The sequence below is a fragment of the Pseudomonas sp. 05L36 genome (assembly GCF_056398125.1).
In genome coordinates this window covers 245599-261554 of sequence record NZ_JBFTOU010000004.1, presented here as the reverse complement: position 1 = coordinate 261554, position 15956 = coordinate 245599, and the positions used below count along the sequence as shown (strand labels likewise).

Annotated in this window: 17 protein-coding genes; 6 read left to right on the top strand and 11 right to left on the bottom strand. The window is 59.8% G+C overall.

The features are described 5' to 3' along the window. The first annotated feature begins 16 nt into the window (after nt 1–16). The 4 genes from AC1DKH_RS06800 (at nt 17) to AC1DKH_RS06785 (ending at nt 3541) form a co-directional block, all read left to right on the top strand. The gene (locus AC1DKH_RS06800) at nt 17–733 is read left to right on the top strand and encodes a PA5502 family lipoprotein (protein WP_477753428.1); all 717 of its coding nucleotides are present in this window, start codon (nt 17–19) and stop codon (nt 731–733) included. 278 nt (nt 734–1011) lie between these two features. After that, nucleotides 1012–2019 (top strand): methionine ABC transporter ATP-binding protein, encoded by a 1008-nt coding sequence (locus AC1DKH_RS06795; protein ID WP_477753429.1) that lies wholly within the window; start codon nt 1012–1014, stop codon nt 2017–2019. After that, nucleotides 2019–2693 (top strand): methionine ABC transporter permease, encoded by a 675-nt coding sequence (locus AC1DKH_RS06790; protein WP_477753430.1) that lies wholly within the window; start codon nt 2019–2021, stop codon nt 2691–2693. Before AC1DKH_RS06795 ends, AC1DKH_RS06790 begins: the two co-directional genes overlap by 1 nt. 74 nt (nt 2694–2767) lie before the next feature. Beyond that, entirely contained in the window at nt 2768–3541 is a 774-nt protein-coding gene (locus tag AC1DKH_RS06785) for a MetQ/NlpA family ABC transporter substrate-binding protein (RefSeq protein WP_477759763.1), read from the top strand. Between the two features lie 172 nt (nt 3542–3713). Here AC1DKH_RS06785 and AC1DKH_RS06780 read toward each other — a convergent pair whose 3' ends face one another. The 5 genes from AC1DKH_RS06780 to AC1DKH_RS06760 are packed head-to-tail and all read right to left on the bottom strand — an operon-like array spanning nt 3714 to nt 7616. Beyond that, nucleotides 3714–4349 carry an SCO family protein gene (locus AC1DKH_RS06780; protein WP_477753432.1) on the bottom strand — a complete coding sequence of 212 codons (636 nt, stop codon included), beginning with the start codon at nt 4347–4349 and terminating at the stop codon, nt 3714–3716. Further along, nucleotides 4346–5245: a heme o synthase gene (gene cyoE, locus AC1DKH_RS06775; protein ID WP_477763136.1), complete on the bottom strand. Its 900-nt coding sequence runs from the start codon at nt 5243–5245 to the stop codon at nt 4346–4348. Before cyoE ends, AC1DKH_RS06780 begins: the two co-directional genes overlap by 4 nt. Beyond that, nucleotides 5233–6306 (bottom strand): COX15/CtaA family protein, encoded by a 1074-nt coding sequence (locus AC1DKH_RS06770; protein WP_477753434.1) that lies wholly within the window; start codon nt 6304–6306, stop codon nt 5233–5235. Before AC1DKH_RS06770 ends, cyoE begins: the two co-directional genes overlap by 13 nt. Nucleotides 6307–6316: 10 nt before the next feature. Further along, entirely contained in the window at nt 6317–6910 is a 594-nt protein-coding gene (locus tag AC1DKH_RS06765) for a hypothetical protein (RefSeq protein ID WP_477797781.1), read from the bottom strand. Then, on the bottom strand, nt 6876–7616 hold the full coding sequence (locus AC1DKH_RS06760; protein WP_477753456.1) for an SURF1 family protein: 741 nt from the start codon (nt 7614–7616) through the stop codon (nt 6876–6878). The genes AC1DKH_RS06765 and AC1DKH_RS06760 overlap by 35 nt, the downstream gene beginning before the upstream one ends. 71 nt (nt 7617–7687) lie before the next feature. Here AC1DKH_RS06760 and AC1DKH_RS06755 point away from each other — a divergent pair, with 71 nt between their 5' ends. Beyond that, a complete protein-coding gene (locus tag AC1DKH_RS06755; protein ID WP_223455081.1) occupies nt 7688–7891 on the top strand; it encodes a twin transmembrane helix small protein in 204 nt (67 codons plus the stop codon). 91 nt (nt 7892–7982) lie between these two features. Here the strand turns inward: AC1DKH_RS06755 and AC1DKH_RS06750 are convergent, their stop codons facing one another. The 4 genes from AC1DKH_RS06750 to coxB form a co-directional block, all read right to left on the bottom strand. Next, complete coding sequence (locus AC1DKH_RS06750) at nt 7983–8870, bottom strand: cytochrome c oxidase subunit 3 (RefSeq protein ID WP_477753436.1); 888 nt, start codon at nt 8868–8870, stop codon at nt 7983–7985. A 25-nt stretch (nt 8871–8895) separates the two neighbouring features. Then, nucleotides 8896–9447, bottom strand: coding sequence for a cytochrome c oxidase assembly protein (locus AC1DKH_RS06745; RefSeq protein ID WP_477753437.1), 552 nt, complete (start codon nt 9445–9447; stop codon nt 8896–8898). A gap of 138 nt (nt 9448–9585) precedes the next feature. Next, nucleotides 9586–11184 (bottom strand): cytochrome c oxidase subunit I, encoded by a 1599-nt coding sequence (ctaD, locus tag AC1DKH_RS06740; RefSeq protein WP_477753438.1) that lies wholly within the window; start codon nt 11182–11184, stop codon nt 9586–9588. 82 nt (nt 11185–11266) lie between these two features. Beyond that, nucleotides 11267–12394 (bottom strand): cytochrome c oxidase subunit II, encoded by a 1128-nt coding sequence (gene coxB / locus AC1DKH_RS06735; protein WP_477753439.1) that lies wholly within the window; start codon nt 12392–12394, stop codon nt 11267–11269. Nucleotides 12395–12764: 370 nt separating this feature from the next. On the opposite strand from coxB, the gene AC1DKH_RS06730 reads away from it, so the two are divergent. Then, nucleotides 12765–13415, top strand: coding sequence for a hypothetical protein (locus AC1DKH_RS06730; RefSeq protein WP_477797780.1), 651 nt, complete (start codon nt 12765–12767; stop codon nt 13413–13415). Between the two features lie 120 nt (nt 13416–13535). On the opposite strand, the gene AC1DKH_RS06725 is transcribed toward AC1DKH_RS06730, so the two are convergent. Both AC1DKH_RS06725 and AC1DKH_RS06720 read right to left on the bottom strand, forming a co-directional pair. After that, nucleotides 13536–15065: a SulP family inorganic anion transporter gene (locus AC1DKH_RS06725; protein WP_477797779.1), complete on the bottom strand. Its 1530-nt coding sequence runs from the start codon at nt 15063–15065 to the stop codon at nt 13536–13538. Between the two features lie 90 nt (nt 15066–15155). Then, a complete protein-coding gene (locus AC1DKH_RS06720) occupies nt 15156–15887 on the bottom strand; it encodes a carbonic anhydrase (RefSeq protein WP_477797778.1) in 732 nt (243 codons plus the stop codon). Between the last annotated feature and the right edge of the window lie 69 nt (nt 15888–15956).

The window sequence follows — 15956 nt, the reverse complement described above, 5'->3', positions numbered from 1 at the left end:
ATAGAGAGTCGCAGGAATGAAGTCGTTCGCCTCCCGTTATCTGCTCCTTGTCGCATTTTCTTTGCTGCTGGGCGCCTGCCAAAGCACGCCATCGGAAGCCACCAAGGCCGCCGACGCACGGGCCACGGCCATCGTGCAGCTGGAGCAAAACATCGCCAGCGATGAACTGGCCACCGCCGAGGACCAATTGGCAGCCTTGCAGGCCGAATCGCCCAACGATGCTTCCCTTGAGCAATACCAGCGGCAACTGGCCGAAGCCTACCTGCGCCGCAGCCAGATCGTGCTGCAAAAGGGTGATGTGGATGCCGCCGCGACCGCCCTGAGCCGTGCCCGCGCGTTGATGCCCAAGGCTCCGGCACTGACCGGCGGAGTCAACGGCTCGATTGCCCAGGCGCGCAAGGCCGAGCTGGAAAAAGCCGAAGCCGCCCTCAAGGCTGCCGAAGCCAAGCCAAAAGCCAAGGTTATCGACCTGACGGCTGAAAGCACCACGATCGTGCTGAATATCAACGATATGGGCAAACTGCGTCGCCAACTGGATGCCATTGCCGCTGATGTGGTGAATTTTCAGTGCGACGTGAGCATTCAGGCTCCACGCACCAATGATTACCCTTGGCTGGCTAACTTGCTGACCAAACGGGTGAAGAAGCTCGATCCTGAGTTTGATCTGAAGCTTGAGCGGCAGATTTTGCGCAGTGTTCCGGCGCAGATGGTTCTTAGCCCTCGGAAACCCTGAAAAGCTTCGCGGGCAAGCCCGCGAAGGCATCCTTTCTGGCAATAAAAATGCTCAGGCCGAAATCGCCTTGGCCTTCGCATACCTCTCCCAAACCCGATGCCGACCAATCGCTGGAGTGAGCCTCTTCAGCCGTTCCTTTTTTCTGACCTTTGATCGCGTTATTTCCAAATGACAGGACAAATGCGAAATAAATGCTAAGAACCTCTATACGGACAGGCTAAAATGCGCGCCCGGCTAACCGCTGATCCTTTTCTAACGCGCCCCACAAGGTTCGCTACGTGATCGAGTTTCAAAACGTCCATAAAACCTACCGCATCGCCGGTAAGGAAATCCCCGCTCTGCATCCGACCAGTCTGACGATTGAGAACGGGCAGGTTTTCGGCTTGATCGGTCATTCCGGTGCAGGAAAAAGTACCCTGCTGCGTCTGATCAATCGCCTGGAAAACGCCAGTGGCGGCAAGATCACCGTCGACGGTGAAGAAGTCACCGCGCTCGACGCCAATGGCCTGCGCCGCTTCCGTCAGCAGGTCGGGATGATTTTCCAGCACTTCAACCTGCTGGCCTCCAAGACTGTCGCCGACAACGTCGCGCTGCCACTGACCCTGGCCGGCGAGCTGTCGCGCAGCGAGATCGACTCGCGCGTGGCCGAGCTGCTGGCGCGGGTCGGTTTGTCCGACCACGCGAAAAAGTACCCGGCGCAATTGTCCGGCGGACAAAAGCAGCGTGTCGGCATTGCCCGCGCCCTGGCGACCAAGCCAAAAATCCTGCTGTGCGATGAAGCCACCAGCGCCCTTGACCCGCAAACCACCGCATCGGTGTTGCAGTTGCTGGCCGAGATCAATCGCGAGCTGAAACTGACCATTGTGTTGATCACCCACGAGATGGACGTGATCCGTCGGGTTTGCGACCAGGTAGCCGTGATGGACGCTGGCGTGATCGTCGAGCAAGGCTCGGTGGCCGAGGTATTCCTGCATCCGAAGCACCCGACCACCAAGCGTTTCGTGCAGGAAGACGAGCAGATCGACGAAAGCGAGCAGCGTGACGACTTCGCTCACGTACCGGGGCGCATCCTGCGCCTAACCTTCCAGGGCGAAGCGACCTACGCGCCTCTGCTGGGCACTGTCGCCCGGGAAACCGGTGTGGACTACAGCATCCTGGCCGGTCGTATCGACCGCATCAAAGACATCCCTTACGGGCAACTGACCCTGGCCGTGACCGGCGGTGACATGGAAGCGGCCTTTGCCCGCTTCACCGCAGCCGACGTCCACATGGAGGTGCTGCGCTAATGGAAGCCCTGACAAGTTTCTTCGCCAATATCGACTGGTTCGAAATCTGGCTGGCCACCGGCGACACCCTGCTGATGCTCGGCGGTTCGCTGCTGTTCACCGTGCTGCTCGGATTGCCCCTGGGAGTGCTGCTGTTCCTGTGCAGCCCGCGCCAGTTGCTGGAAGCCAAAGGCGTCTACGCGTTGTTGTCGCTGGTGGTGAACATCCTGCGTTCGCTGCCGTTCATCATCCTGTTGATTGTGATGATCCCGTTCACCGTGTTGATCACCGGCACGTCCCTGGGTGTCGCCGGTGCGATTCCGCCGCTGGTGGTGGGTGCCACGCCGTTCTTCGCCCGCCTGGTGGAAACCGCCCTGCGTGAAGTGGATCGCGGCATCATCGAAGCGACCCAGGCCATGGGCGCGACCACGCGACAGATCATCACCAATGCCTTGCTGCCGGAGGCTCGCCCGGGCATCTTCGCGGCGATAACGGTGACAGCCATTACACTGGTGTCCTACACGGCGATGGCCGGTGTCGTGGGTGCCGGTGGTCTGGGTGACCTGGCGATCCGCTTCGGATACCAGCGTTTCCAGACCGATGTGATGGTCGTGACGGTGGTGTTGCTGCTGGTACTGGTCCAGGTGCTGCAAACCGTCGGCGACAAACTGGTTGTGCATTTCTCCCGTAAATAAGACATGAGCCGGCCATTCGCTGGCAGGCGCCGGAAACCGGCGCCGCAAGCGGGCACCCACAAGGAGTTAGCTGAATGAAAAAACTACTCGTCGCCTTCGCTGCTGTTGCCGCATTCTCGGCCCACGCGGCCGACACCCTGACCGTCGCGGCTACTCCGGTTCCGCACGCCGAGATCCTCGAATTCGTGAAGCCGGCCCTGGCCAAAGAAGGCGTGGACCTGAAGGTCAAGGTATTCACCGACTACATCCAGCCGAACGTGCAGGTCGCGGAAAAGCGCCTGGACGCCAACTTCTTCCAGCACCAGCCGTACCTGGATGAGTTCAACAAGGCCAAGGGCACCCACCTTGTGTCGGTGGCGGGCGTGCACCTGGAGCCTCTGGGTGCTTACTCCAGCAAGTACAAGACCATTGCTGAACTGCCTGGCGGCGCCAACGTGGTGATCCCGAACGATGCGACCAACGGCGGCCGTGCGCTGTTGCTGATGGCCAAGGCCGGCCTGATCAAGTTGAAGGATTCGAACAACATCCTGTCGACCGTCAAGGACATCACCGAGAACACCAAGGACCTGAAAATCCGCGAACTGGAAGCCGCGACTATCCCGCGCGTGCTGACCCAGGTCGACCTCGCGCTGATCAACACCAACTACGCGCTGGAAGCCAAGCTCGATCCGTCCAAGGACGCGCTGTTCATCGAAGGCAGCGACTCGCCTTACGTGAACATTCTGGTGGCTCGCCCGGACGACAAGGACAGCGAAGCGATGAAGAAACTGGTGGCTGCCCTGCACAGCCCGGAAGTGAAGGCTTTCATTCTCGAGAAGTACAAAGGCGCGGTGGTGCCGGCGTTCTGATCGAGCTGCAACGAAAAGGGGGCGCATCGAATGCGCCCCTTTTTTGTGCCCGAAACACAGCCCTCCTGTGGGAGCGAGCTTGCTCGCGATGGGGCCGTCACATCCAACATAGATGTTGAATGTCAGTCCGCCATCGCGAGCAAGCTCGCTCCCACAGGGTTTGGTGGTGTTTTCAGTTGCGTTTGAGCATCACCGGCAACTGCGCCACCAGCTTCGCATTGTTCAACGGCGCCCGAATAAACCCGCGCTGGGTGCCGTCCGGCCCGATCACCGCGAGGTTGCCGCTGTGGTCAACGGTGTAGTTCGGCTTGCTGGTGTCCGCCGGAATGAACGGAATGCTCACCGCGTTGGCGATCTTTTGCAGCTCTTCGGTCGACACTGGGGTCAGGCCGATGAACTGTGGGTCAAAGTAACCCAGGTACTGCTTGAGCTGCTTGGGCGTATCGCGATTGGGGTCGATGCTGACCAGCACGATTTGCAGTTTATCCACCGCTTCTGGCGGCAACTCGCTCTTGATCTGTCGCAGCTGGGCGAGGGTGGTCGGGCAGATGTCCGGGCAGAAGGTGTAGCCGAAGAACAGCAGGCTCCACTTGCCTTTCAATTCATTGATCGCGACCGGCTGGCCGTCCTGATTGGTCATCGTCACGTCCGGCAGATTACGGCTCTGCGGCAGCAAAATGATGCCGGCGTCGATCAGCGCTGTAGGATCGCCCTGATTCTTCCCGGATAGCACCTTGTTGACGGTCAGGCCCAGGATCAGTGCGACCAGGGCAACGAGAATGAAGACGGTTTTCTGGGTTCGAGTCATAGGTTCAACAGTAAGTAGTGGTCTACGAGCAGGGCGATAAACAGCAAGAACAAGTAGTAAATAGAGTACTTGAACGTGTTGATCGCCGCGTGCGGCCGAGTGCCACGGTACAACACCACGGCCCATTGCAGAAATCGCGCACCCAGCCCGAGCGCACACGCCAGGTACAGCATACCGCTCATGTGGATCACGTAAGGCATCAGGCTGACAGCGAGCAACGCGAAGGTATACAGCAGGATATGAATCTTGGTGTAGTGCACGCCATGGGTGACCGGCAGCATCGGGATGTCGGCCTTGGCGTATTCCTCCTTGCGATGGATCGCCAGTGCCCAGAAGTGCGGCGGGGTCCAGGCGAAGATGATCAGCACCAGCAGCAGCGGTTCGGCGCTGACGTGGCCGGTGGCGGCGGTCCAGCCGAGCAACGGCGGGGCGGCGCCGGCCAGACCACCGATGACGATGTTCTGCGGGGTCGCGCGCTTGAGGAATCCGGTGTAGATCACCGCGTAGCCGAGCAACGAGGCGAGGGTCAGCCACGCAGTCAGCGGGTTGGTAAACGCCAGCAGCAGGGCTTGTCCGAGGAGCGCCAATACCAGCGCGAACGTCAGCGCGGCGGCCGGCGAAACCCGGCCTTCGGCGAGCGGCCGTTTGTGGGTGCGCGCCATGATCGCATCGATGCGCCGGTCCACCACATGATTGACCGCCGCCGCGCCACCGGCACACAAAGCGATGCCCAGGTTGCCGAAAATCAGCACCGTCCACGGCACGCCGGCACGGGTCGCGAGGAACATCCCCACCAGTGAAGTGATGAGCATCAGCACCACGACTTTGGGTTTGGTCAGCTCCAGGTAGTCACGCCAGATCGCCTGACTGGGACGTTCGCCGATCAGAATCGCCATGGCATCTCTCCTTTTATTGTTATGGGCCCGGCTGAGTGTTTACGTGGGCTGAAGTGCCAGCGCATTGGCTGTTTGACCCGGACCAGACTGGTTCTGGCGTGGTAATTGACCAGCACCATGGTCAGCAACAGCGCCGCGCCGCCCGCGTTATGCGCGACGGCCACTGGCAGCGGCAGATGGAACAGCACATTGCTGATGCCCAGTGTGATTTGTGCACCAAGGGCAATCAGCACCAGACCTGCCAGGCGCGTCATGCCGACAACCTTCAATTGCCAGGCCAGACCGAGCAACACCAGGGTGACCAGCAATGCACCGATGCGATGGGTCAGGTGAATGGCCGTACGGGCATCGCTGTCCAGTTGCCCGCCGAGATAGTTCGGACCGATGTGTTGGGTCAGGTGAAAGCCATTGGCGAAGTCGGCAGGCGGCAGCCATTGGCCGTGGCAAGTAGGAAAGTCGATACAGGCCACGGCGGCGTAATTGGAACTGACCCAACCACCGAGGGCGATTTGCCCGATCACCAGCAGCAGTCCGGCAGTCGCCCAGTGCTGCAGACGTCGCGGCACGGTCAGCGCCGGCAATACGCCGGACAGGCGCAAGGTCAACAGAAACAACAGGCTCAAGGTCGCGAAACCGCCAAGCAAATGCCCGGTGACCACCTGCGGCCAAAGTTTGAGCGTTACCGTCCACATGCCGAACGCGGCCTGGCCAAAAACCACCGCCAACAGAAACAACGGCAACTTCACCGGTTGCCCCGGATGGCGGCGATGCAACCACGCACGACCGGCCAACACCGTGATCAATATCCCCAGCGTGCCGGCGAAGTAGCGGTGGATCATCTCGTTCCAGCCCTTGTGGGCCTCGACTGGAGTGTCCGGAAAATGCAATTCGGCATGGGCCAGCTGGGCTTCGCTTTTCGGCACGCTGATGAAGCCGTAGCAGCCGGGCCAGTCCGGGCAGCCGAGGCCGGCGTGGGTCAGGCGGGTGTAGGCGCCGAGCAACACCACAATCAGTGCCAGCAAGGTGGCAAACAACGCGAGGCGAAATCCAGGTTTGGCCATGACGATGCCCTTATCCGATATTCGACAGTTTCAGCAGGTGACGCAGGTCGTTGAGCAGGTCCTTGCCCTTCACCGACGGGTCGTAGCGCAGCACCAGATTGCCGTGGGGGTCGATGATCCACAGGTGCGGCGCATCACTGCTCTGAGCGCCTTTTGTATAGGCAGGCAAGTCCAGTGAATAGCGTTGCAACTGCGGGTACTCGCGTTGAAGTTTAGTCTCGTAATCGCTGTTCAGCGTCTGCGTGGCGGCCAATGCATGGCTGGCGCGGGACGCATCGCGGCCGAGGCCGATCTGGATCTGCCGCGCCAGATACACCAGTTGCTGGCAGTCCACCGCGCAATCCTTTGGCGCCGTCACCAGCATCTGCCAGCGATCTTCCTGGGCCTGCACGCCGATATCGGCGCGGGTCTGGCCGTTGCCGATCAGTTCGCCGTGATAACTGCGGCCCTCGGGCACCCAGAAATTCAGCTTGTACATGCCGGTGGCGAGGATCATAGGACCGATCACCCCGAGCAAAATCAACAGCAGTTGCATGCGGCCCTTGCGCCGGTTCACCGAAGGTTTCGCCTCAGACATGCTGGGTGGATTCATGGCCGCTCCCATGGTGTTTCTCCTTTGCATTGTGCCAGCCGAGATAGAGATAAAGACCGAACAGGGCGATCGCCATGGCGAACCACTGCACGGCATAAGCGATGTGTTTTTCCGGGCCCATGGCTACCACCGGCCAGTCGGCCTGATAGGTGGCGGGGCCGGTTTCGGCGCGTAGCTCAAAGGCAAAGCCTTCGCGGTTCAATACTGTCCAGAGTTTGTTTGGCTCAACGGCCGTAATCAGCTTCGGCCATGTCGACGTTGTGGGATCTGCGTGCAATTGGAACGTCGCACCGGGGGAGACGTAGACCCACGCGTCGAGGCTGACCGCTTCGGTGGGTGTCTTGAATTGGGGTGGCGTGCGGCGCTCCGGCCACGGCAGCCAGCCGCGATTGACCAGCAGCCAGAGCCCGCTGGCCTGATCGTGAAACGGTTGCAACAGCTCGACACCAACCCTGCCGTTGCGTTGACTGTTGTCCAGCAGCAGGCTGTGTTCGACATCGAACTGGCCGTGCAGGCGAACCCGGCGGAAGGCCGGGTCTGTAGTGTGTTGCAGTTCGGTGCTGGCCATCGGCTCGGCGACACGGCGCTCGGCGTAGGTTTGCAGCAGCGCGCTTTTCTCCGCGCCCCGGCTCAACTGCCAGAACCCCAGGGACACCAGCAGCGGCAGCAACAGCGCCACCACAAGCGTTGGCACGATACCCGGCCGAAAGCATTTCATGGCATAGCCAGAAAGTCTGGTCATCGCGATAGCTATACTCAAATGCATCGCTTGTCCCCCGGAGTCTCACCATGCTCAAAGCAGCCATCGTCCTGATGCTGATTGCCACGGTTGTCAGCCTGTTCAGCGGCCTGTTTTTTCTGGTCAAGGACGACAGCCGCTCAAACCGCCTCGTCATTGCCTTGAGTGTGCGGGTAACGCTGGCCGCCCTTACCCTCGGTCTGATCGCCTGGGGGTTTTTCAGCGGCCAACTGGTCTCCCATGTCCCCTGGTAGCTGTAGGAGCGAGCTTGCTCGCGAAGGTGTGTCAGACACTTTGATTTCGACTGATACACCTTCGCGAGCAAGCTCGCTCCTACAAGCTGCTTTAGAGCACATAGACGAAAACGAAGAGCCCGATCCACACCACATCCACGAAGTGCCAGTACCAGCTCGCCGCTTCGAAGCCGAACTGGTGCTCGCTGTCGAAGTGCCCGCGCATGATCCGCATCAGCATCACGAACAGGATGATGGTGCCAATGGTCACGTGGGCGCCGTGGAACCCGGTGAGCATGAAGAATGTCGCACCGTAGATGCCCGAGCCCAGGGTCAGGCCCAGCTCGCGGTAGGCGTGCATGTACTCTTCGGCCTGGAACGTGAGGAACCCACAGCCCAGCAACACGGTGAACGCCAACCATAGCTTCAGTGCGCCGCGATGGCCCTTTTTCAAGGCATGGTGGGCGATGGTCACGGTCACGCTGGAGCTCACCAGCAACACGGTGTTGAGCAGTGGCAGGCCCCAGGGGCTGATGACTTCCTTGGGCGGCGGAAACAATTTCGAGTCGGGGTTGTTCAGCAACGGCCAGACGAACTCGAAGTTCGGCCACAGCATATGCGCGATGCCTTTGGCGCCTTCACCGCCGAGCGCCGGCCCGGAGATGTGACGCACATAAAACAGCGCGCCGAAAAAGGCGATGAAGAACATCACCTCCGAGAAAATGAACCAGCTCATGCCCCAACGGAATGAGCGATCCATCTGCGCGCTGTACAAGCCGCCGCGGCTTTCTTTGATGACCGTGCCGAACCAGCCGAACAGCATGTAGGCCAGCAGCAACCCGCCGACGAAAAAGATCAGTGGCCCGTGGGATTCCGGGCGCGCCGCTTTCAGATCGTTGAACCAGGTGGCCAGGCCGTACACGGTGGTGACCATGCCGAGCGTGGCGATGATCGGCCATTTGCTCTGGGCGGGAACGTAATAATGTTCATGAGTTGCCATTTATTGTTCTCCTTATCGGGCACGCTCAGCCGCCAGTGTTTACAGCTACCGGTGGATGTCGGGCGGTGATATCGAACAGCGTGTAAGACAGCGTCAGGTGCTTCACATCCTTGGGCATGTCACGGTCAACGATGAAACGCACCGGCATCTCGATCCGTTGACCGGGCTGCAGCACTTGCTGGGTAAAGCAGAAACATTCGGTCTTGTGGAAGTACGCTGCCGCGGTGCTCGGCGCAATGCTCGGCACGGCCTGGGCACTCATCGGCTTATCGGTGGGGTTGTGGGCGATGAAGATCATTTCGTTCACCGCCCCGGGGTTGGCTGTCAGTTCATCGTGCTTGGGATAGAAGTCCCAGGGCATATCGGCAGTGTTGGTCGACAGAAACTGCACACGCACCTGCCGCGAGGTGTCGACCGTCTGCTCACCCTCGTACTGCCCGCCGGTCTTGCCATTAATGCCGAAGGCCTTGCACATCACGTCGTAGATCGGCACCAGTGCAAACCCGAACACAAACATCGCAATCACCACGGTCAGCAGGCGCGTGACCAGTTTCCTCAACGAAATCGAGTCAGCCATGGTTTCCAGCCTCCACCGTGCCCCTTGTAGGAGCGAGCTTGCTCGCGATGGGCGTAAACGAAAACGCATGCTGTCTGGAAAAACGCGTCGCTTTCACATTCATCGCGAGCGAGCTCGCTCCTACAGGGGCCAAGGTATTCATTTCACTTCCGGCGGCGTGGTGAAGGTGTGATACGGCGCCGGTGACGGGATGCTCCACTCCAGGCCTTCAGCCCCGTCCCACGGTTTGGCCGGTGCTGGCGGACCGCCGCGAATGGTCTTGATCACGATGAACAGGAAGAAGATCTGCGTGGCGCCGAACATGAATGCACCGATCGACGACACCATGTTGAAGTCGGCGAATTGCAGGTTGTAGTCCGGAATCCGTCGCGGCATCCCCGCCAGCCCCACGAAGTGCATCGGGAAGAAGGCCATGTTCATGCCGATGAACGACAGCCAGAAATGCAGCTTGCCGAGGGTTTCGTCGTACATGTGGCCGGTCCATTTCGGCATCCAGTAGTAGGCCGAGGCGAAGATCCCGAAGATCGCCCCCGGCACCAGTACGTAGTGGAAGTGCGCAACCACGAAGTAGGTGTCCTGGTACTGGAAGTCCGCCGGGGCGATGGCCAGCATCAACCCGGAGAACCCGCCGATGGAGAACAGGATCACGAACGCCACGGCAAACAGCATCGGCGTCTCGAACGTCAGCGAGCCTTGCCACATGGTGCTGGCCCAGTTGAACACCTTCACGCCCGTTGGCACCGCAATCAGCAGTGTGGCGTACATGAAGAACAGCTCGCCCACCAGCGGAATGCCGACGACGAACATGTGGTGCGCCCAGACGATGAACGACAGGAACGCGATACTCGCCGTGGCGTAGACCATCGAGGTGTAGCCGAACAATGGCTTGCGCGAAAAAGCCGGAATGATCGAGCTGACGGCACCGAAGGCCGGCAGGATCATGATGTACACCTCGGGGTGACCGAAAAACCAGAACACATGCTGGAACAGCACCGGGTCACCGCCACCGGCGGCGCTGAAGAAGCTGGTGCCGAAATGGATGTCCATCAGCATCATGGTCACGCAGCCCGCCAGTACCGGCATCACCGCAATCAACAGGAACGCGGTGATCAGCCAGGTCCAGACGAACAGCGGCATTTTCATCAACGTCATGCCGGGGGCGCGCAGGTTTAGGATGGTCGCGATCACGTTGATCGCCCCCATGATCGAACTGATCCCCATCAAGTGAATGGCGAAAATGAAGAAGGTCACGCTTTCCGGCGCGTAGGTCGTCGACAGCGGTGCATAGAAGGTCCAGCCGAAGTTCGGCCCGCCGCCGGCGGTGAACAGGGTCGATACCAGCAGCAGGAACGCTGCCGGCAACAGCCAGAAGCTGAAGTTGTTCATCCGCGGCAGGGCCATGTCCGGCGCGCCGATCATCAGCGGGATCATCCAGTTGGCGAGGCCGACGAAAGCCGGCATCACTGCACCGAAGACCATCACCAGACCGTGCATGGTGGTCATCTGGTTGAAGAACTCCGGCTGGACGATTTGCAGTCCCGGCTGGAACAGCTCGGCACGGATCACCATGGCGAACGAGCCGCCAAGCAGGAACATGGAGAATGCAAACCACAGGTACAGCGTGCCAATGTCCTTGTGGTTGGTGGTCAGCACCCAGCGCATCAAGCCTTTGGCTGGGCCGTGGGCGTGGTCGGTGGCGGTGGCGGTATGAACATGTTCATCGATTACAGCAGTCATGTCCTGTCTCCTGCAAACAGATGGGCTGGGCAGGCCGGGGTGCATAGCCCCGACCGGTTCCGTACGTGCGCAATAGACCGGGTCATTTGCTTTCCGCCTGTTTCAGCTCCAGTACTTCTTTAGGCGTGACCATGTCGCCCTTGTTGTTGCCCCAGGCATTACGTTCATAGGTCACGACTGCCGCGATATCGACTTCCGAGAGTTGCTTGCCGAACGCCGCCATGGCGGTGCCGGGCTTGCCGTGGAAGACCAGGCTCAGGTGAGCCTCTTTTGGCCCGGTGGCGATTTTCGAGCCCTTGAGCGCCGGGAACATCGGCGGCAGGCCCTGGCCTTCGGCCTGGTGACAGGCCACGCAGGTGGTGTGATAGACCTTGTCGCCGCGATCCTTGAGTTCATCGAGCGTCCATTCCTTGCTGGTCAGCTCTTTGAGCTGTGCGGCCTCGACCTTGCGATCGGCCAGCCATTTTTCGTAATCGGCCTTTTCCTTGACCTCGACCACCGTCGGCATGAAGCCGTGATCCTTGCCGCACAACTCGGCGCACTGGCCACGGTAGATGCCGGGCTTGTCGATGCGGGTCCAGGCCTCATTGACGAACCCGGGAATCGCATCGCGCTTGACCGCGAAAGCCGGCACCCACCAGGAGTGGATCACGTCGGCGGAGGTCACCAGGAAGCGCACCTTGGTGCCGACCGGCAGCACCAATGGCTTGTCGACTTCAAGCAGGTAGTGCTCGCTCTTGGTTTCCTTGTTGTGAATTTGATCCTGGGGGGTGGTCAGGTTGCTGAAGAACTCGACGTCCTGGCCCAGGTATTTGTAATGCCACTTCCACTGGTAGCCGGTGATCTGTATATCGATCTCCGGCTCGCTGGCGTCGTACATCTTGATCAGGGTTGCGGTAGCGGGAACCGCCATGGCCACCAGGATCAGGAAGGGCACGATGGTCCAGAGGATTTCGACGGTGGTGCTTTCATGAAATTTGGCGGCCACCTGCCCGGTCGAGCGGCGGTGGAGAATCATCGACCAGAACATGGCACCAAAAACGATGATGCCGATCACCACACAGATCCAGAAAATGGTCATGTGCAGGTCGAATACTGCGTGACTGATTTCAGTCGCTCCAGGCGCCATATTCACAGTCCAGGCCGCTTGCGCCTGACTGAAAATCGACCACAACAGGAGGCCCATCCAGACATGTGGATGTCGCATCATTGCGGGTTCCCCTTATCGTTCTTGTTATCCCGCCGGCTTTCACCTGCGGCAAGGGAGCGGCTGCATCAGACTACGAACTTGAATCGCCGGGCCTTGCTGCACATGCAGTCGGGCGTCATCAGCTAGCTCCATTCCAACCCGAGTATAGACAGCGACTCCGACCTCGCAACGCGATGACGTAAATGATCTGAAACAGCGGGGACTTGCGTTCAAGGGCACGATTGGAGAAGGATGCAGACGAGTGGTGGCAAATCGATATAACGCAGATGCATCAAGGATGAAATAATTATGACAAATGCGTCTTAGCATTTTTCATAAGCCAGCTAAGTTATGTCTTCCCTATTTCATTGCCTTGTTTCCTGGAGTTTTCATGAACACCGCCGCATTGCGCGAGCAGATCCAAAAAGCCCAACAACATGAAGCCGAGACCGGCCTGCTGACGCGTCAGCTGGAAAGTAAACTGCCTCATCTACACCCGGCGATCCAGTTGCCGGAGACCGATACCAACGGCGTACTGACGCGATTTGTCGCCGCCTACATCGAAGAAGTGCCTGATCTGCTGGATGCAGCCAATGAAGTCGCCAGGGAAGCGGGCATTGAGTCACAGATCAAACCGGTGCTGGAAATCGCCGAGCAGTACTTCCTCCAGCCGCCAGCCATCATGGAAGGCCATGTCGGGCTCGACAGCCTGCTGGATGAAGCCTATCTGGCGCACCGGTTTGTCGAAGAGGTGAACGACCTGTACATCAAGCATTTCGGCCAGCCACTGATCCCCTTGGACATGACTGTCGCCAACCTGATTGCTCACCAATTGATCGGTGAGGAGTTTGCCAACCAACTGGACGAAGTAGTGCATCACGCCATCGACGAGATGCTCAATGACGAAAGCTTCGCGCTGGAGTCGGTGGAAGCCTACCGTGAAAAGCTCAACAGCCCGGACACCGGCGCCGCGTGGAAACGCTGGCCGTGCATGTCCCGCCGTTTGGGTGTGGGCCTGGAACTGGATCAGCCGGCAGCTTGATCCAGAGCTCAACACAGTACCTGTAGGAGCGAGCCTGCTCGCGATTCAGTCGACGCGGTTTGTCAGGCAGACCGCGTTATCGTTCATCGCAAGCAGGCTCGCTCCCACAAAGGACTGTCGTTAAACCACTGTCGAACCGACGCCGGTATTCGTCCGCACCCGCCCCTCGAGCCTGCGCTTCAACCCCCGCGATTCAATCAACAGCTTCGAACCCTTGGCCGCATTCGCCCGCCCCCATTCCTCCAGCAGTTCCAGACACGAGTGATCGATGTAGCTCAAATTGTTGAGTGGCACATGCACTGTTGTGCCCGGCGCAATGCTGCCCAGCACCTGGGTCAGCGCCGGCACTTTGAGGAAGGTCGCCGCGCCCACCAGGCGCAATTCCATTTGCCCTTCCTGAGACAGGTCGATCAGGCTGATTTTCAAGCGCGAGGCTTTAAGCGCCAGCTTCACCAGCGTCAGACCGAAGCCAATCAACACGCCAGTCAGCAGGTCCGTGAAAACGATGGCGAGCGCGGTTGCCGCGTAAGTGAACATCGGCGCCCGACCATATCGGCCCAAACCACGGAAGACCTTGAGATCCACCAGTTTGAAACCGGTGTACACCAGCACGCCCGCCAGGCTCGCCACCGGAATGCTTTGCAGCACGCTGGACAGCAACAGCACGAACGCCAACAACCACAGGCCGTGGAAAATGGTCGAAAACCGCGTGGTTGCTCCGGCCTGAACGTTCGCCGAGCTGCGCACGATAACGCCGGTCATCGGCAACGCCCCTAGCAGGCCACACAGCATGTTGCCGACACCTTGCGCCAACAATTCCCGGTCGAAGTCCGAGCGCTGACCACTGTGCATGCGATCAACCGCGGCGGCTGAGAGCAAGGTTTCGGCGCTGGCGATGAATGCCACGGCAAACGCCGCGATCAGCAAGGTCGGATCAGCCAGGTTGAGCAGATCCGCTGGCTTCAGCCAGTCGATGGCCTCCATCAGGTTGGCCGGCACCTCAACCCGTTTGACCTGCAATGCCAACACCAGGCTGGCAAGCGTGGCCAGACCGACGCCGAGTAGCGCGCCGGGAATGAAGCGCAGGGATTGCGGACGGAATTTCTCCCACAGCCACATGACGGCGATCGTCGACAAACCGAGTAAACCGGCTTGCCAGCCAAACGTGGGCAACGCCTGAGCTAGCGCTGCCGGGAAAGCTGCCAGGTTATCCAGGCCCGAGGGCTTGGGCACGGCATCAAGCATTACATGCACCTGAGACAGCACGATCAACACGCCAATCCCGGCCAGCATGCCGTACACCACCGCAGGCGCCGTCACCCGAAACCAGCAGCCCAGCTTCAATCGGCCAGCAACCAGTTGCAGCAAACCCGCCAGCAACAGAATCGGCCCGAGCATGGCGATGCCATGCTGGCGGACCAACTCGAATACCAGAACGGCCAGGCCCGCCGCAGGGCCGCTGACTTGCAGTGGCGAACCGGCCAACCAGCCGACCACCAGACCACCGATGATGCCGGTGATCAGACCCTTGGCCGGCGGCAGCCCCGAGGCAATCGCGATGCCCATGCACAGGGGCAGGGCGACCAGAAAAACAACCACCGAAGCCAGCAGCTCCCGTGGCAGAACAGCTTTGAGTCGAGCAGCACGCATGGTGAGTCTCCCGAAGTTTTCTTCAGGCATGGCAAAGCCAGGCTGCCTGAACGGCAGCCTCGGATGAACCACACAACGATTTAGGAGGGTTTAGAAGCGCGCTTTGGGCGTCGCCACAGGAATCGGCAGGCTGCCATTGAGCGGCAGGAAACAGCCTCGATCGGCGTCGTACGCTTTGATTTCGCTGGTTTCGATGTTGTAGACCCAGCCGTGGATAAACAGCTGACCGTTGGCCATGCGCGAGGCCACCGACGGATGGGTGCGCAGATGCTGCAATTGGGCGATCACGTTCTCTTCGGTGAGGATGTGCATGCTTTCGCTTTCGCTGGAGCAGTTGCAGTTCTCCTGCACCATGGTTTTGGCCACTTCGGCATGACGTAGCCAGGCTTTGACCGTGGGCATTTTTTCCAGACTGTCCGGGTTGAGCACCGCACGCATCGCGCCGCAGTCGGAATGCCCGCAAATGATGATGTGATGCACGCCGAGGGCCAGCACGGCGTACTCGATAGCCGTGGAAACACCGCCGTTCATTTGCCCGTAAGGCGGCACAACATTGCCGACGTTGCGAGTCACGAACAGATCGCCTGGGGAGCTTTGAGTGATTAATTCAGGAACAATGCGCGAATCGGCGCAGGCAATGAACATCGCTCGCGGCCGCTGGGCCGTGGCGAGTTTCTTGAAGAGCTCTTCCTGCTGGGGAAAGACCTCATGATGAAAATGCAAAAAGCCGTCAACGATGTGCTGCAACGCTGCATCGGCGGTTTCCGCCTCGGGTTGGGCTGAAGCCGACGCAGCCAACGGCTGTTTATCCTTGTCACTCATCAATTCATCCTCATTGGCGGGCTCAGGGAGTCATCCCGTGTGTTCCGGTGTGATGCCAGTGGCTGGTTA

Bases quoted from the DNA above. Each gene is read 5' to 3' on its own strand.
- AC1DKH_RS06800 (WP_477753428.1), top strand. From the start codon at position 17: ATGAAGTCGTTCGCCTCCCGTTATCTGCTCCTTGTCGCATTTTCTTTG.
- AC1DKH_RS06790 (WP_477753430.1), top strand. From the start codon at position 2,019: ATGGAAGCCCTGACAAGTTTCTTCGCCAATATCGACTGGTTCGAAATC.
- AC1DKH_RS06785 (WP_477759763.1), top strand. From the start codon at position 2,768: ATGAAAAAACTACTCGTCGCCTTCGCTGCTGTTGCCGCATTCTCGGCC.
- AC1DKH_RS06780 (WP_477753432.1), bottom strand. From the start codon at position 4,349: ATGACTCGAACCCAGAAAACCGTCTTCATTCTCGTTGCCCTGGTCGCA.
- cyoE (WP_477763136.1), bottom strand. From the start codon at position 5,245: ATGGCGATTCTGATCGGCGAACGTCCCAGTCAGGCGATCTGGCGTGAC.
- AC1DKH_RS06770 (WP_477753434.1), bottom strand. From the start codon at position 6,306: ATGGCCAAACCTGGATTTCGCCTCGCGTTGTTTGCCACCTTGCTGGCA.
- AC1DKH_RS06765 (WP_477797781.1), bottom strand. From the start codon at position 6,910: ATGGGAGCGGCCATGAATCCACCCAGCATGTCTGAGGCGAAACCTTCG.
- AC1DKH_RS06760 (WP_477753456.1), bottom strand. From the start codon at position 7,616: ATGAAATGCTTTCGGCCGGGTATCGTGCCAACGCTTGTGGTGGCGCTG.
- AC1DKH_RS06755 (WP_223455081.1), top strand. From the start codon at position 7,688: ATGCTCAAAGCAGCCATCGTCCTGATGCTGATTGCCACGGTTGTCAGC.
- AC1DKH_RS06750 (WP_477753436.1), bottom strand. From the start codon at position 8,870: ATGGCAACTCATGAACATTATTACGTTCCCGCCCAGAGCAAATGGCCG.
- AC1DKH_RS06745 (WP_477753437.1), bottom strand. From the start codon at position 9,447: ATGGCTGACTCGATTTCGTTGAGGAAACTGGTCACGCGCCTGCTGACC.
- ctaD (WP_477753438.1), bottom strand. From the start codon at position 11,184: ATGACTGCTGTAATCGATGAACATGTTCATACCGCCACCGCCACCGAC.
- coxB (WP_477753439.1), bottom strand. From the start codon at position 12,394: ATGATGCGACATCCACATGTCTGGATGGGCCTCCTGTTGTGGTCGATT.
- AC1DKH_RS06730 (WP_477797780.1), top strand. From the start codon at position 12,765: ATGAACACCGCCGCATTGCGCGAGCAGATCCAAAAAGCCCAACAACAT.
- AC1DKH_RS06725 (WP_477797779.1), bottom strand. From the start codon at position 15,065: ATGCGTGCTGCTCGACTCAAAGCTGTTCTGCCACGGGAGCTGCTGGCT.
- AC1DKH_RS06720 (WP_477797778.1), bottom strand. From the start codon at position 15,887: ATGAGTGACAAGGATAAACAGCCGTTGGCTGCGTCGGCTTCAGCCCAA.